Origin of the sequence: Amycolatopsis xylanica (assembly GCF_900107045.1) — a bacterium.
GTDB lineage: Bacteria > Actinomycetota > Actinomycetes > Mycobacteriales > Pseudonocardiaceae > Amycolatopsis > Amycolatopsis xylanica.
The window spans coordinates 186,783-201,351 of the sequence record NZ_FNON01000001.1; the positions used below are offsets into that span (position 1 = coordinate 186,783).

Annotated in this window: 14 protein-coding genes; 10 read left to right on the forward strand and 4 right to left on the reverse strand. The window is 69.5% G+C overall.

Annotated features, from left to right (window positions below):
• Nucleotides 1–10 precede the first annotated feature (10 nt).
• The gene (locus BLV57_RS00790) at nucleotides 11–586 is read right to left on the reverse strand and encodes a dihydrofolate reductase family protein (protein ID WP_091285304.1); all 576 of its coding nucleotides are present in this window, start codon (nucleotides 584–586) and stop codon (nucleotides 11–13) included.
• Between the two features lie 126 nt (nucleotides 587–712).
• Between BLV57_RS00790 and BLV57_RS00795 the strand changes: the two genes are divergently transcribed.
• Complete coding sequence (locus tag BLV57_RS00795; protein ID WP_091287789.1) at nucleotides 713–1,303, forward strand: hypothetical protein; 591 nt, start codon at nucleotides 713–715, stop codon at nucleotides 1,301–1,303.
• Here the strand turns inward: BLV57_RS00795 and BLV57_RS00800 are convergent.
• Both BLV57_RS00800 and BLV57_RS00805 read right to left on the reverse strand, forming a co-directional pair.
• The gene (locus BLV57_RS00800; RefSeq protein WP_091287790.1) at nucleotides 1,300–2,307 is read right to left on the reverse strand and encodes an isopenicillin N synthase family dioxygenase; all 1,008 of its coding nucleotides are present in this window, start codon (nucleotides 2,305–2,307) and stop codon (nucleotides 1,300–1,302) included. The genes BLV57_RS00795 and BLV57_RS00800 overlap by 4 nt on opposite strands.
• 88 nt (nucleotides 2,308–2,395) lie before the next feature.
• Entirely contained in the window at nucleotides 2,396–3,448 is a 1,053-nt protein-coding gene (locus BLV57_RS00805; RefSeq protein ID WP_091285306.1) for an LLM class flavin-dependent oxidoreductase, read from the reverse strand.
• Nucleotides 3,449–3,616: 168 nt separating this feature from the next.
• Here BLV57_RS00805 and BLV57_RS00810 point away from each other — a divergent pair, with 168 nt between their 5' ends.
• Entirely contained in the window at nucleotides 3,617–5,188 is a 1,572-nt protein-coding gene (locus BLV57_RS00810) for a sigma-70 family RNA polymerase sigma factor (RefSeq protein ID WP_218134547.1), read from the forward strand.
• A 79-nt stretch (nucleotides 5,189–5,267) separates the two neighbouring features.
• Here BLV57_RS00810 and BLV57_RS00815 read toward each other — a convergent pair whose 3' ends face one another.
• The gene (locus BLV57_RS00815; RefSeq protein ID WP_091285310.1) at nucleotides 5,268–5,693 is read right to left on the reverse strand and encodes a hypothetical protein; all 426 of its coding nucleotides are present in this window, start codon (nucleotides 5,691–5,693) and stop codon (nucleotides 5,268–5,270) included.
• 610 nt (nucleotides 5,694–6,303) lie between these two features.
• Between BLV57_RS00815 and BLV57_RS00820 the strand changes: the two genes are divergently transcribed.
• The 8 genes from BLV57_RS00820 to yjfF all read left to right on the forward strand — a co-directional run bounded on the left by BLV57_RS00820 (nucleotide 6,304) and on the right by yjfF (nucleotide 14,555).
• Entirely contained in the window at nucleotides 6,304–6,837 is a 534-nt protein-coding gene (locus BLV57_RS00820; protein WP_091285312.1) for a MarR family winged helix-turn-helix transcriptional regulator, read from the forward strand.
• Between the two features lie 48 nt (nucleotides 6,838–6,885).
• Nucleotides 6,886–7,689, forward strand: coding sequence for a hypothetical protein (locus BLV57_RS00825; RefSeq protein ID WP_091285315.1), 804 nt, complete (start codon nucleotides 6,886–6,888; stop codon nucleotides 7,687–7,689).
• On the forward strand, nucleotides 7,686–8,858 hold the full coding sequence (gene fahA / locus BLV57_RS00830) for a fumarylacetoacetase (RefSeq protein WP_091285317.1): 1,173 nt from the start codon (nucleotides 7,686–7,688) through the stop codon (nucleotides 8,856–8,858). Before BLV57_RS00825 ends, fahA begins: the two co-directional genes overlap by 4 nt.
• Nucleotides 8,859–8,963: 105 nt before the next feature.
• Complete coding sequence (locus BLV57_RS00835) at nucleotides 8,964–9,983, forward strand: LacI family DNA-binding transcriptional regulator (RefSeq protein WP_091285319.1); 1,020 nt, start codon at nucleotides 8,964–8,966, stop codon at nucleotides 9,981–9,983.
• A gap of 106 nt (nucleotides 9,984–10,089) precedes the next feature.
• Nucleotides 10,090–11,028, forward strand: coding sequence for an ABC transporter substrate-binding protein (locus BLV57_RS00840; protein ID WP_091287792.1), 939 nt, complete (start codon nucleotides 10,090–10,092; stop codon nucleotides 11,026–11,028).
• A 31-nt stretch (nucleotides 11,029–11,059) separates the two neighbouring features.
• Complete coding sequence (locus tag BLV57_RS00845; protein WP_245757083.1) at nucleotides 11,060–12,553, forward strand: sugar ABC transporter ATP-binding protein; 1,494 nt, start codon at nucleotides 11,060–11,062, stop codon at nucleotides 12,551–12,553.
• Nucleotides 12,550–13,584 (forward strand): ABC transporter permease, encoded by a 1,035-nt coding sequence (locus BLV57_RS00850; RefSeq protein WP_091285325.1) that lies wholly within the window; start codon nucleotides 12,550–12,552, stop codon nucleotides 13,582–13,584. The genes BLV57_RS00845 and BLV57_RS00850 overlap by 4 nt, the downstream gene beginning before the upstream one ends.
• Nucleotides 13,581–14,555 (forward strand): galactofuranose ABC transporter, permease protein YjfF, encoded by a 975-nt coding sequence (gene yjfF, locus BLV57_RS00855; RefSeq protein WP_091285329.1) that lies wholly within the window; start codon nucleotides 13,581–13,583, stop codon nucleotides 14,553–14,555. Before BLV57_RS00850 ends, yjfF begins: the two co-directional genes overlap by 4 nt.
• Nucleotides 14,556–14,569 lie beyond the last annotated feature (14 nt).

The following is a 14,569-nucleotide window of genomic DNA, read 5'->3' on the forward strand; positions in this document are numbered from 1 at the left end:
GCCGGTGTGGTCAGCGGATCACGTCGTAGACCAGCTTCTGGACGCCGTTCGAGTACGACTCGCTCTCGAGGAGCTTGAGGTTCTGCTTGGCCTTGTCGGTCTCGCTGAACAGCCGCTTGCCCGCGCCGAGCAGCACCGGGAACACCAGCAGGTGGTACCGGTCGATCAGGCCGGCGTCGGACAGGTTGCGGTTCAGGGTGGCGCTGCCGTGCAGGCTGATCGGCCCGCCCTCGGTCTCCTTGAGCGCGGCGACGTCCTCCAGCGAGCGCAGGATGGTGGTCTCACCCCAGTTGGTCACCAGGTCCTCGTCCTTGAGCGTGGTCGACACGACGTACTTCGGCATCGCGTTGTATCCGGGGAACTCCTCGGTCATGGTCGGCCACACCGGCGAGAACACCTGGTAGCTGACCCGGCCCATCAGCATGGCCGCCGCCTCGCCCTGCTCACGGCCCTTGAGCTCGTAGGCGGCCGGGTCGAACTCGATGTCCTGGAAGGTCCAGCCGGCGTTGCGGTAGCCCGGCTCCCCGCCAGGCGCCTCGACGACGCCGTCGAGCGAGACGAACGTGGTGGAAATCAGGGTGCGCATCTGGTGCTCCTCGGTTGCTCTGACCTGCTGTCACTCACCCGTCGAACGGCCGCCGCCGAAATCGACACCGCGCCGGGAAAGTTTCGCCACGAGCCTACTGAGCGCGTCGCCGCCCATAATGTGATCATGGCGTTTCCCGACGACCTGCTCGAACGGCAGGAAGCACTGCAGGCCGAAGCCGACGAGGTCACCGCCGCGCTCGGGCTGGACAAAGCACTCGCCGCGCTGGGGGATCCCATCCGGGTGGGCAGCTCGGCCTTGCGGCTGATGGTCCGCCGCGACATCGACCTCACGGTGGTCTGCCCCGAGCTCGACGAACCCACCCACGAGGCGGTCTGGCGGATCGGCGCGGACCTGATCGCCCAGTCGAGGGTGCGGCAGGTGACCATGCGGGACGACACCGGCCACTGGAACGTCGACCCGGCGTACCCGGACGGGCTCTATCTCAAGGTCGAGTACCGCACGCTGGCCGCGAAAACCTGGAACCTGGACATCTGGTTCGTCGACGATCCGGGCCGTCAGCCCGATTTGGCACACCTCAAGACTTTCCCCGAGCGCTTGACCGACGACATCAGGCTGGCGATCCTGCGGATCAAGCACGCGTGGGCGGAGAATCCGGGCTACGGCTCGATCGTCAGCAGCTATGACGTCTACCGGTCGGTGCTGGACGACGGCGTCCGCACGCCCGAGCAGTTCGAGGACTGGCGCAGGCGTTAACCCCGGTCGGCGGCGGTGTTCATGGCGGTGGCGGGCTCGAGGATCCGGCCGCCGGTGACCTTCGCGTGGAGGTGTTCGCCGCCCAGCACGGGCGGGTACTTCGGCGGGTTCTCCGGAGACTGACAGGTCGGCAGGCACTCGAAACGCGCGTCGTAGTCGCCGTCGAAGAAGAACGCGACACTCTGGCGTCGTGAAGGACCGGGGCCCGACGGGGGCACGACCCGGTGCAGGGTCGAGCGCCAGCGATCGTTGGTCCACTGTGCCGTCAGGTCGCCGAGATTGATCACCAGCGCGCCCTCGGCGGGGACGACGTCGTGCCACGCGCCGTCCGGGCCGAAGATCTGGAGGCCCGGGACCGGGTCGGCGCAGAGCACGGTGACGATGCCGTAGTCGGTGTGCGCGCCGAGCCGCATCTGGCCAGGCAACGGCTCCGGCACACCGGCGCGGCGCTCGTAGTGGTTGACGCGCAAGGTGCGTGACGGGTGGCGGGTGTACGCGTCGAGGTAACCGCGGGGGAGTGCGAGTGCCTGCTCGAAGACCTCCAGCAGGACTCGCGCGACGCGGTGCGCTTCGCTCGCGTACGCCGTGAGCGCGGGGCGCAGGTCCGCCGGGATGGCGGGCCAGATGTTGGGCGCGAAGAAGCCGTACGGCTCGGCCGCGACCGCGGGGTCGGACACGTCGATGTCCTCCGCGCCGATGACGAACGACTCCGCCAGGTCGGGCGGGGTCGTCTTGCCGAGGCTGTAAGCGAGGCCTTCGGTTCCCTGGGCCGCGTAGCCGCGGTCCGACGCGCGGTCGGCGGGTGCCGAGCGCAGCTTCTCCTCGATCGGGAGCGCGAAGAAGGCCGAGGTGGCCTCGCGCATGGTGTCGATGGTCGGCTGCGGGATGCCGTGGCCGGTGAGCTGCAGGAAGCCGACGCGGGTCAAGGCGTCGTCGACGGCCGTCACCAGGTCGGCCTGGTCGCCGGTCCAGGCGCTGATGTCGATCGTCGGTACGAGGGTCATGACGCGAAGGTAGCCACCGCGCACCCGCCCATGTCCGCCCAACGGCCGTCCGATCGGGCGGCACGTGCCGCCCGATCGGACGCCGGCGTCAGAGGAGTTCCTTGACGCGGGGGATGACCTGCTCGCCGTAGAGGCGGATCGACTCCAGGCGCTGCTCGTGCGGGAGCGCGCCGGCGCCGTACTTGAGCTGGAAGCGGGACAGGCCGAGGGTGCGCACCGCCCAGGCGATCTTCTGGGCGACCGTCTCGGGCGAGCCGACGAACAGCGCGCCGCGGGGACCCGCCATGGCGTCGTAGTCGGCGCGGGACATCGGGCCCCAGCCGCGCTCGGCGCCGATCTTCGCGAAGGCGGCCTGGTGGTGGGGGAAGTGCTGCTCCATCGCGAGCTCGTCGGTCGCGGCGATGTGACCGGGGCTGTGCATGCCGAGCGGCAGCTCGCCGTGACCGGCCTCCTGCAGGGCGCGGCGGTACAGGTCGGCCAGCGGGGTGAAGCGCTCGGGTGAGCCGCCGATCACGGCCATCACCAGCGGCAGGCCGTACGCGGCCGCCCTGACCACCGACTGCGGGGTGCCGCCGACGCCGACCCACGCGGGCAGGCCGCCGGACTCGGTCACCGGGTAGGCCTGCGCGCCGTCGAGCGCGGGGCGCACGGTGCCGTTCCAGGTGACCGGCTTCTCCTCCTGCAGCTTGGTGAACAGGTCCAGCTTCTCGGCGAACAGCACCTCGTAGTCCGACAGCGAGTAGCCGAACAGCGGGAACGACTCGGTGAACGAGCCTCGCCCGAGCGTGACCTCGGCGCGCCCGTTGGAGAGAGCGTCCAGCGTGGCGAACCGCTCGTACACCCGGACCGGGTCGTCCGAGCTGAGCACCGTGACGCCCGTGCCCAGCCGGATCCGCTCGGTCTGCCCGGCGATCGAGGCCAGCACGACGTCCGGCGACGACACCGCCATCTCCGTGCGGTGGTGCTCGCCGACGCCGAAGTAGTCGACGCCGACCCGGTCGGCGAGCACGCCTTCCGCGACGACCTGCCGGATCGCCTCGGCCTGGCTCACCGGCTGGCCGTCCGCGCCGTTCTCCACGTCACCGAAGGTGTCCAGGCCGAAGGTCGGCTCTTGCCGCGTGCCCAGGATCTCGTAAGCCATATCCACTCCCCTAAAGTAGTTGAACGCTCAAACACATGCGCGGGCGGGGCTATTCCCGGGCCTCGGAGTGTGATCTGGGCCACTGGTGGCGAGGTTTCTGTGACCGGTACCGTCGCCGCCCAGTCTCCTGTGCGTACGGCAAACAGTCGCAGAAGTAAGGGTTCTGACGTGAACGGTCGAGAGCGGCACGCGCAAGTGGACATGACCCAGGTGACGGCCGCGCGGGCGGGCGACCGCGAGGCGATGGACGCGCTGGTCGCCGACCACCTACAGCTCGTGTACAGCATCACCGGGCACGCGCTGTCCTCGGCGGCGGACGTCGACGACGTCGTCCAGGAGACCATGCTCCGGGTGGTCCGCGACCTCGACCGGTTGCGCGACCCCGACCGGTTCCGCTCGTGGCTGGTCGCGGTCACCCTCAACCAGATCCGCGACCACTACCGCCGCAACCACGCCGCGCCCGCGCCGCTGGACGAGTACGAGGAGCGCCCGGACCCCGAGGCCGAGTTCGTCGAGGTCGCGCTGTCCCGGCTGCAGGTCGCCGAGCAGCGGCGCGAGGTCGACGAGGCGGCACGCTGGCTCGCGCCGGCCGACCGCGAGCTGCTCGCGCTGTGGACGCTGGAGCGGGCGGGCCACCTCACCCGCACCGAGGTCGCCGAGGCGCTGCAACTGGAAGCCCACGTCGTCACGGTCCGCATCAGCAGGCTCAAGACGCGTCTGGAGGCCGTCCGCCCACTGGTGCGCGCGCTGGCCGCCGAACCGCGCTGCCCGGGCATCACACAGGCCGCCGAGGGCTGGTCCGGCGAGCCGGGACCGTTGTGGCGCAAGCGTTTCCTGCGTCACCTCGAAGACTGCTCGCGCTGCAGGCGCGGCGCCTTCGACGCGCTGCCGATCGAGCGGATCCTGATCGGCGCGGCACTCCTTTCGGTCCCGGCAGGCTTCCTGCCCCGGGTGCTGTCGAGCCTGCACGAGCCCGCCCAGCTCGCCGCCGGTGCGCCGCTGGCTTCGGTGTCCCCGTTCCGGCGGGTGGCCAACTTCGCCAGCGCGAAACCGGCGCTCGTGGCGACCGGCGCCGCCGTCGCCTGCGCGATCGGAGTGGCCGGCGTCCTGACGCTCACGCCGTCCTCCCCGCCTCCGGTCGCGCAGGCGGCCGATGCTTTCGTGGCCCCTTCGGTCTCGGTGACCTCGGAGCCGTCGCCTGAGCCGACCGTCACGCCGTCGCCGACCGAGACCGAGTCGAGCGAGTCGAGCGAACCGGCGCCGTCGACCACGACCCCGCCGTCCACGACGAAGACCACGCCGCCGAAGCCGCGCGGTTCGACCGCGGCCGAGAAGGTGCTCGCGCTGATCAACGACACCCGCGCCGACGCCGGGTTGCCCGCGCTGCGGGTGGACCCGGCGCTGGTGACCGCCGCGGGCAAGCACAACCAGGAGATGGCCGGCGGCTGCGGGCTGTCCCACCAGTGCCCCGGCGAACCCGGCCTCGGCGAGCGGGCGACGGCGGCGGGCGCCAAGTGGAGCACGTGCGGGGAGAACGTCGGCACCGGCGGCCCGGTCGCCGACTCGGCCGACGCGATCACCCGGATGGCGCTCGGCCTGACGCAGAGCATGATCGACGAGAAGCCGCCGAACGACGGCCACCGCAAGAACATCCTCAGCTCGTCGTTCACCAGGATCGGCATCGTCGTCACCCGCGACGCGCGCGGCACCGTCTGGCTCACCCACGATTTCGCGGGCTAGCGAAGAAAACCGAGCAGCTCGTCGACGACGCTCGTGAGTGTTTGGGCCGGTTCTAACCGGCCTGAACACTCACGACCATTCAGCTGCGGTACCAGTTGGACCAGCTTCCGCCCGCGTACCGGCGCTTGGACCAGCGGTTCCCGTCGCCGCCGACGACGTTGATCGTGAAGTCGCTGCCGTGCTGGTTGGTGAACCAGACATAGCTGTACGCCTTGCCGCCCAGTGAATGCCAACCGCTCCAGCCGCCACCCCCGTTCCAGATCGTCCACACCGCGTGGTCGAGGCCCACCACGAAGATCTGGTTGGTGTGCCCGAAGTGGTAGTTGTCCTCGCAGCGGGGAACGCCGCTGTCATAAGGGCCGCCACAGTAGAACTGTCCTCCGAGGTCGTGCACGACGTAGACCTTCGATTCGTCGGCCGCCGCCGTGGCGGGCGCGGCGCCGGAAAGCGCGGTACCGGCTATCACGCCCGCGATTCCCAGTGTGCCCACTATCTTCCGCAACATTCTTGGATTCCTTTCGTTGGATGATTGTGGAACTCAAAAAGCTAGCGGCTGGCTCTTCTTCGGAAATCTCGCAGCGGTTGAACAAAGCCGTCAACTTCTGCCGTATTGGAGGTGGAACGTAAACCTCCGAAGCAGTGGTTGAACGTTGTGAACGGGGCGTTCACAACGCTGAGCGACGCATACGCCCCGCTCATTACGTCCAACTTTCCCGAAAAGGTGGGCAAAGGGGACGTTGCGGGGCAAAAATTGATGATTTGGGTACTTTGTGGACGTTGGTTGGCTTGTGGGCGGCCGCTGGCGGTGGCCTGGCCTTCGCGAAACCCGAGTTTGGGCCAGTGGGTGGCCCAAACTCGGGTTTCGCGTGATCACGCGTCGATTGACAACGCGAGCCGAGCCTTAACTACCCGACATTGGGGTATTGCGCGAAAGGTCAAACGTGGTGCGCCCAGCGCACTTGGCGTGTGCGAGTGGTACCTCTGCTCCGTTAGACGCAGCGGAGTTACCACCCGCGCGGGCACGGTCGCCTACCCGAGCTTGATCGCGCAACCACACCGCGCGGGAGATAGTTTCGAGTTTGACTACATTGGCGACAGGTGGCTAGGCTGGCGGCGTGCAGGACGTGGACGCGGCCGAGCTGGATTTCTGGTCGTTCGTGGCGCTGGCCAACCGGCGGCTCGCCGAGGAGTACGGCTTCGAGCACCAGTCGGCCACCGAGGTGCTGCTGACTCTCAATCGCGCCTCCGACCTGGTCACCTATGACCTTGAAGCGGCCGTGCACCGGCCGCGCGGGCGGTCGTGGTCGGCTTTCCGGTTGCTGTTCGTGGTCTGGCTGGCCGGGCCGCTGGAACCGAAGAGCGCCGCCAGGCTGACCGGGATGAGTCGGGCCGCGGTGTCGAACCTGGTCAAGGTGCTGGTCGCGGACGGCCTGCTCGACCGGACCCCGGACGAGCGCGATGGCCGGTCCGTGCGGCTGTCGCTGACCGAGGCGGGGCACGAGGAGATGGTCTCGGTGTTCCGGGAGCACAACGAGCGCGAGTTCGGCTGGACGGACGCGCTCACCGAGACCGAGCAACGCATCCTGGTCATGTTGCTGGGGAAGCTGATCACCAGCCGCGCCGAGTTCGACGCGCGGAGCCGGAACTGAGTGTGGATAGTTAACACGTGAACTAAATGGGCCGAAGGAGCTGATGGCATGATCCCCGCAGTCTTCGCGGGCTTGTGTGACGATGCCGCCGTATTCCCGCCCGGCTTGGCGCCACTGCCGGACGCGATCGCCGCGCACGACCTGTACAAGACGGCCTGGTACGCCGACCTGGTCGGTCCGCTGGTGCTCGCCGCGCCCGCGCTCGGCGGGCTGGGGGAGCTGCTCGCGCCGCGCGAAACCCCGCTCCCGATCGCGGTGACCTTGCCCGGCGGGCCCGCTCAGCTGGCCGGTGTGCTCGAGGCCGCCGGGGAGCTGCCGGTGGAGGTGCAGGCGCTGGAAATCGCCGTGCCCAACGGCATGGGGCCGGACGAAGTGCTCGAAGCGGTGACGGCCGCGACCGCCCCGGTGTACATCGAGATCCCGCGTGACGATCGCCGCGTGCCGCTGCTGCGTGCGCTCGCCGGGACGGGACACCGTGCCAAGTTCCGCACCGGGGGTGTCCGCGCCGACCTGTACCCCGACGAGGCCGAGCTGGCCGCCGCGATTCGCGCGGCCATCGAGGCGGGTGTCGCGTTCAAGGCCACCGCCGGGCTGCACCACGCGGTGCGCAACACCGATCCGGAGACCGGCTTCGAGCAGCACGGGTTCCTCAATCTGCTGCTCGCGGCGGGCGACCCCGAGCGTGCCGAAGAACTGCTCGCCGAGCGCGACGGCGATGTCGTCGCGGCGCGGGTGCGTGAGCTGGACGCCGGCGCGGTCCGCGCGCGGTTCACCTCGTTCGGCACCTGCAGCGTCAACGACCCACTGACCGAGCTGGCCGGTCTCGGCCTGCTGCCCCGAGGAGAGGCATGACCACGATCGACATCCCGGCCGGTTCCCCGTTCGGGACCGACAACCTGCCCTACGGCGTGTTCTCCGTCGGCGGTGGCACGCCGAGGGTCGGCGTCCGGGTGGGGGACTCCGTGCTCGACCTCGCCGCGGCGCTCGGCGACGACGTGTTCGCCGCGCCGTCGCTGAACCCGTTCATGGCGCAGGGGTACGACCGCTGGGTGGCGGTCCGGGAACGGATCAGCGCGCTCGTCGGTGGCGACGTGCCGGACGCGGCCGTGCACGCGGTCGCCGACGTCGCGCTCCACTTGCCGTTCGAGGTCGCGGACTACGTCGACTTCTACGCCTCCGAGCACCACGCGTCGAACGTCGGGCGGCTGTTCCGGCCGGACGCGGAACCGTTGCTGCCCAACTGGAAACACCTGCCGGTCGGTTACCACGGGCGCGCCGGGACCGTCCTCGTCTCCGGCACGGACATCGTGCGCCCGAGCGGCCAGCGCAAGGGCCCGAACGACCCGGCGCCGGTCTTCGGCCCGAGCGCGCGGCTCGACATCGAGGCCGAGCTGGGCTTCGTCGTCGGCACCGGCACGCCGCTGAACACCCCGATCGCCCCCGACGACTTCGCCAGGCACGTGTTCGGCGCGGTGCTGCTCAACGACTGGTCGGCCAGGGACATCCAGGCGTGGGAGTACGTGCCGCTGGGCCCGAACCTGGGCAAGAGCTTCGCGACCTCGATCTCGCCGTGGGTGGTGCCGATCCTGGCGCTGGAGGCCGCGCGGATCCCGCTGCCGGGCCAAGACCCCGAGCCGCTGCCGTACCTGCGCGAAAGCAGCCCGTGGGGCCTCGACATCGACTTGGTCGTGGAATGGAACGGCGAAGAGGTCAGCCGCCCTCCCTTCCGCGAGATGTACTGGTCACCCGCGCAGATGCTGGCGCACATGACGGTCAACGGCGCGTCGTCGCGCACCGGCGACCTGTACGGCTCCGGCACGATCTCCGGCCCGGAAAAGCGCCAGCGCGGCGCGTTCCTCGAACTCAGCTGGGGCGGCAAGGAACCGCTCACCGTGAAGGGCGAGGAGCGCACCTTCCTGCTCGACGGCGACGAAGTGGTGATCACCGGCACCGCGCCCGGCGCGAACGGCGGCCGCATCGGCTTCGGCGAGGTCCGGGGACGCGTGCTCCCGGCCGACTAGCCCTCATGTGACCCGACTGTGATGGTCGGGCCACTTGACGGACTCGTTGTTATCGCTAACATTTGCGGCACCCGTCACGGCGGCGGGTGGACGGGATGCGGACGAATGGCACGCGAAGACGCCGGCAAGGCGGGAAAACAGGCGAGCCTGGCCGATGTCGCGGCGCTGGCGGGCGTGTCCCACATGACGGTGTCGCGGGTGATCAACGAGACCGGCCCGGTGCGGGCCGAGACCAAGGCCCGCGTGCAGGCCGCCATCGAGAAGCTGGACTACCGGCTCAACACGGTCGCCCGGGCACTGGTCACCGGCCGGTCCGGGACGCTGGGCGTGATCGCGCTGGAGGCCAACCTTTACGGGCCGGCGAGCACCTTGAGCGGTATCGAAAGCGCGGCTCGCGAAGCGGGCTACGCGACGACGATCACGAGTATCACCAGGCCTGGCCGGTCGTCCATCGCGGACGCGGTGGACCGGCTGCGGCGCCAGGCCGTCGAAGGCATCATCGTGATCGCCCCGCACGTCACCGCCGCACGGGCGCTCGAAGCCGTGCCGGGCGACGTCCCGCTGGTCGCGGTCGGTGGCGGCGACGACGCGCCGGTGCCGGTCGTGTCCGTCGACCAGTACGACGGCGCGCGCCGGGCGACCGAGCACCTGCTCGCGCTCGGGCACAAGACCGTCTGGCACGTGGCGGGGCCCGGGGATTGGCTCGAAGCGCTCGACCGGGAGCGCGGCTGGCGGGAAACCCTGGAAGCCCACGGCGCGAAGATCCCGCCGGTGCTCCGGGGGGACTGGAGCGCGCGGTCCGGCTACGCGGCGGGGCGATCCCTCGTCGGCGAGCGCGGGATGGACGCGGTGTTCATGGCCAACGACCAGATGGCGCTGGGCTTTCTCCGCGCGTGCACAGAGGCGGGGATCAGCGTGCCCGGCGAGCTGCGGATCGTCGGGTTCGACGACGTGCCCGAGGCCGCGTACTACACACCGCCGCTCACGACGGTGCGCCAGGACTTCGTCGAGGTGGGCCGCCGCACGTACGCGGTGCTGAGCGAGCGGATGAACGGCGGCGCGCACCGGGCCAGGGATCTGGTCGCGCCGGAGCTGATCGTGCGGGAGAGCACCGGTTTGTCTTGAGATCGGGGATCGCCGCTGGGTGGGTCCCGCCTGAATGTTAGCGCTAACTCAACTGATCAACGCGGATCTAGGAGTCGATGTGGCAAGAGGGACAGTGGCCGCCGCGATGGCGGGATTGCTGCTGCTCACCGCCTGCGGTGGCGGCGGCAAGGCGGCGAACGGAAGTGGCGCGATCACCTTGGGGTTCGCCCAGGTCGGCGCGGAAAGCGGCTGGCGGACGGCGAACACGAAGTCCGTCCAGGACGCCGCGAAGGCAGCCGGGATCGAGCTGAAGTTCTCCGACGCGCAGCAGAAGCAGGAGAACCAGATCACCGCGATCCGGTCGTACATCCAGCAGAAGGTGAAGGTGATCGCCTTCTCGCCGGTGGTCGAGTCCGGCTGGGACACCGTGCTCAAGGAGGCGAAGGCCGCCAACATCCCCGTCATCCTGACCGACCGTGCGGTCGACTCCCCGGACAAGACGCTCTACAAGACCTTCCTGGGCTCGGATTTCGTGGCGGAGGGCAAGAAGGCGGGGGAGTGGCTGACCAAGGAGTACGCGTCGGCGGCCGGTGACGTGAACATCGTCGAGCTGCAGGGCACCACCGGATCCGCGCCCGCGAACGACCGCAAGAAGGGGTTCGGCGACGTCATCGCCGCGAACCCGAGGTTCAAGGTCGTCGCCTCGCAGACCGGCGAGTTCACCCGCGCCAAAGGCAAGGAGGTCATGGAGGCCTTCCTGAAGTCCCAGCCCAAGATCGACGTGCTGTACGCGCACAACGACGACATGGCGCTCGGCGCGATCGAGGCCATCCAGGCCGCGGGGAAGGTGCCGGGCAAGGACATCAAGATCGTCTCGGTCGACGGGGTGCGTGACGCGCTGCAGGCCTTGGCCGACGGCAAGATCAACCACGTCGTCGAGTGCAACCCGCTGCTCGGCCCGCAGCTGATGGACCTGGTCAAGAAGGTCGTCGCGGGCGAGCAGGTGCCGCCGCGCATCGAGACGACGGAGACCGAATTCGACCAGGCGGCCGCGAAGGCCGCGCTGCCCCAGCGGCAGTACTGAGCCGATGTCGCGGCCTCGCGCGCTGGTGCGCATGAGTCACATCCGGAAGGAGTTCCCGGGTGTGCTCGCACTCGACGACGTCGGCTTCCGGATGTTCCCCGGCGAGGTGCACGCCTTGATGGGGGAGAACGGCGCGGGCAAGTCCACGCTCATCAAGGTGCTGACCGGCGTGCACGGGGTGGACGACGGCAGCGTCGAGCTCGACGGTTCGCCCGTCGCGTTCGGCACGCCGGGCGAAGCGCGGCGTGCCGGGGTGAGCACGGTCTATCAGGAGGTCAACCTCTGCCCGAACCTGTCGGTCGCGGAGAACATCTGCCTCGGCAGGGAACCGCGGCGGCGTGGCCGGATCGACTGGCGTGGGATGCGGCGGCGCGCCGAGGCCCTGCTGGCGAGGCTGGACGTCGAGGTGGACGTCACGGCCGAGCTCGGGAGCTGCTCGATCGCGGTGCAGCAGCTCGTGGCGATCGCCAGGGCGCTCGACGTCGAAGCACGCGTGCTGGTGCTCGACGAGCCCACGTCCAGCCTCGACGCCGGCGAGGTCGACCGGCTGCTGGCCGTGCTCCGCTCGCTGCGCGACGAGGGGATGGCGATCCTGTTCGTCTCGCACTTCATCGACCAGGTCTTCGCCGTCGCTGACCGGATGACCGTGCTGCGCAACGGAAAGCTCGTCGGCGAGTACCGCACCGAGGAGATCACCCCGGTCGAGCTGGTGACCAGGATGCTCGGCAAGGAACTCGCCGCGCTCGAGGATCTGGAGGAGGCCGGGCACAGCCGCGCCGAGGTGGCGGGCGCGCCGGTCCTGCTGGTGGCGGACGACCTCGGACGCCGGGGTGGCATCGCGCCGTTCTCACTCGACATCCGCGAAGGCGAGGTGCTGGGGCTGGCGGGCCTGCTCGGTTCCGGGCGCACCGAACTGGCCAGGTTGCTGTTCGGCGCGGACCAGGCGGACAGCGGCTCGATGAGCATCGGTGGTGAGACGACGGCGTTGCGCGGTCCTCGCGCCGGGCTGGACCACGGGATCGCGTTCTGCTCCGAGAACCGCAAAACCGAAGGGCTGATCGAGGAGCTCACCGTGCGCGAGAACATCGTGCTCGCGCTCCAGGCGTCGAAGGGCTGGGCCCGGCCGTTGACGCGGCGCCGTCAGGACGAGATCGCCGCGCGCTACATCGAGGCGCTGGACATTCGGCCCGCGAATCCCGAGGCCAGGGTCGGTGAGCTCAGCGGCGGCAATCAGCAGAAGGTGCTGCTCGCCAGATGGCTCATCACCGAACCGCGCTTGCTGATCCTCGACGAGCCGACCAGGGGCATCGACATCGGCGCCAAGACGGAGATCCAGCGCCTGGTCACCCGGCTCTCCGCGGACGGGATGGCGGTGGTGTTCGTCTCGGCCGAGCTGGAGGAGGTGCTGCGGCTGAGTCATCGCGTCGCGGTGCTGCGCGACCGCGTGGTGGTCGCGCAGGTGGACAACGACTCGCTGACCGCGGAGCGGCTCATGGCGGTCATGGCCGAGGGAGTGGCCCGATGACGAAACACCGGTTGTTCTGGCCCGTGGCCGCGCTGCTGGCGTTGCTGCTGGCCGACCTGATCGCGCGGCCGTCGTTCTTCGCGGTCGAGCTGCGCGACGGTCATCTCTACGGGAACGTGATCGACATCCTCAAGAACGGGGCGCCGCTGATCCTCATCGCGATCGGCATGACACTGGTCGTGGCCACGCGCGGGATCGACCTCTCGGTCGGCGCGGTGGTGGCGATCAGCGGCGCGCTGGCCTGCCTGCACATCAGCGGCCTCGGTGACCCCGGCGGCGTCGGCGGCGTGCTCGCGGCGGTCGGGCTGGCGCTCGGGCTGAGCCTGGCGCTCGGCGCGTGGAACGGCTGGCTGGTCGCGGTGCTGGGCATCCAGCCGATCATCGCGACGCTGATCCTGATGGTCGCGGGGCGCGGTATCGCGCAGCTGATCACCGGCGGGCAGATCATCACCATCAACTCCGGGCCGTACGAGTGGATCGGCAGCGGGTTCGTGCTGACGCTGCCGAGCGCGATCCTGATCGCGCTGGCGGTGTTCGCCATCGCGTCGGTGCTGGTGCGCCGGTCGGCGCTGGGGCTGCTGCTCGAGTCGGTCGGCGGCAATCCCGAGGCGAGCAGGCTGGCCGGGCTGCGGTCGGCCCGGCTGATCTGGCTCACGTATGTCTTCTGTGGACTGTGCGCGGGCATCGCCGGGCTGATGATCAGCGCGAACGTGCACAGCGCCGACGGCAACAACGCCGGGCAGTTCATCGAGCTCGACGCGATCCTCGCGGTCGTGATCGGCGGCACTCAGCTGACCGGCGGCCGGTTCTCGCTCGGCGGTTCGGTGATCGGCGCGGTGCTGATCCAGACGCTGACCACCACGGTCTACGCGCTCGGTATCGCTCCGCAGGCGATCATGCTGGTCAAGGCCGTCGTGGTGCTCGCGGTCTGCCTGCTGCAGTCGCCCAGGTTCCGGCGGAAGCCAGGCAGGCGCGTGGTGCGGCCGATCGCCCCGGCCGAAACTCCGGAGAAGGTGGAGGCGGCGGTATGACGACGCTCAAGGGCTACCGGCCTCGGCAACGGCATCTGCCGATTCTCGCGACGATGGCGATGCTCATCGGCGCCTATGTCTTCGGTGCGGTGAGCTATGAGGCGTTCGGATCGGGCCAGGTCGTGCTCGATCTGTTCATCAACAACGCCTTCCTGCTGGTGGTCGCGGTCGGGATGACGTTCGTGATCCTCACCGGTGGGATCGACCTGTCCGTCGGCTCGGTGGTCGCACTGTCCACTGTGGTCTGTGGAGACCTGCTGCAGAACCAGGGCTGGCCGGTGGCCGCGGTGGTCCCGGCGGTGCTGGTGCTCGGCGCCGCGCTGGGGTCCGGGATGGGCGTGCTGATCCACGTCTTCGAGATCCAGCCGTTCATCGCCACGCTGATCGGGATGTTCTTCGCCAGGGGGCTTTGTTACACGATCAGCACCCAGGCGTACTCGATCGACGACCCGGCGATCGCCGCGCTCGCGCAGACCCAGATCCCGCTCGGCGGCGAGCTGCACGTGTCGATCGGGGTCGTCGTCGCGCTGGTCGTGGTGGCGGTCGGGGCGTATGTCCTTTACGGCACACGGTTCGGGCGCACGGTGTACGCGATCGGCGGCAATGCCAAGTCCGCGTCGCTGATGGGCTTGGCCGTCGGCCGGGTGAAGATCGCGGTCTACACGCTGAGCGGATTCTGCTCGGCGCTGGGCGGGCTGCTTCTGGTGCTGTACAAGTCTTCCGGGGATCCGCTCAACGGGATCGGGCTGGAGCTGACCGCGATCGCGGCGGTGGTCATCGGCGGCACCCTGCTGACCGGTGGCTCCGGCTACGTGCTCGGCACCGTGCTCGGGATCATGGTGTTGGGCATCATCCAGACCTTGATCACCTTCGACGGCACGCTGAACTCCTGGTGGACCTCGATCATCACGGGCGCGCTGCTGTTCGTCTTCATCGCTCTGCAAAGGCTGGTCGTCCGCAGGGGGTCGTGAGTGTTCCCGACGGT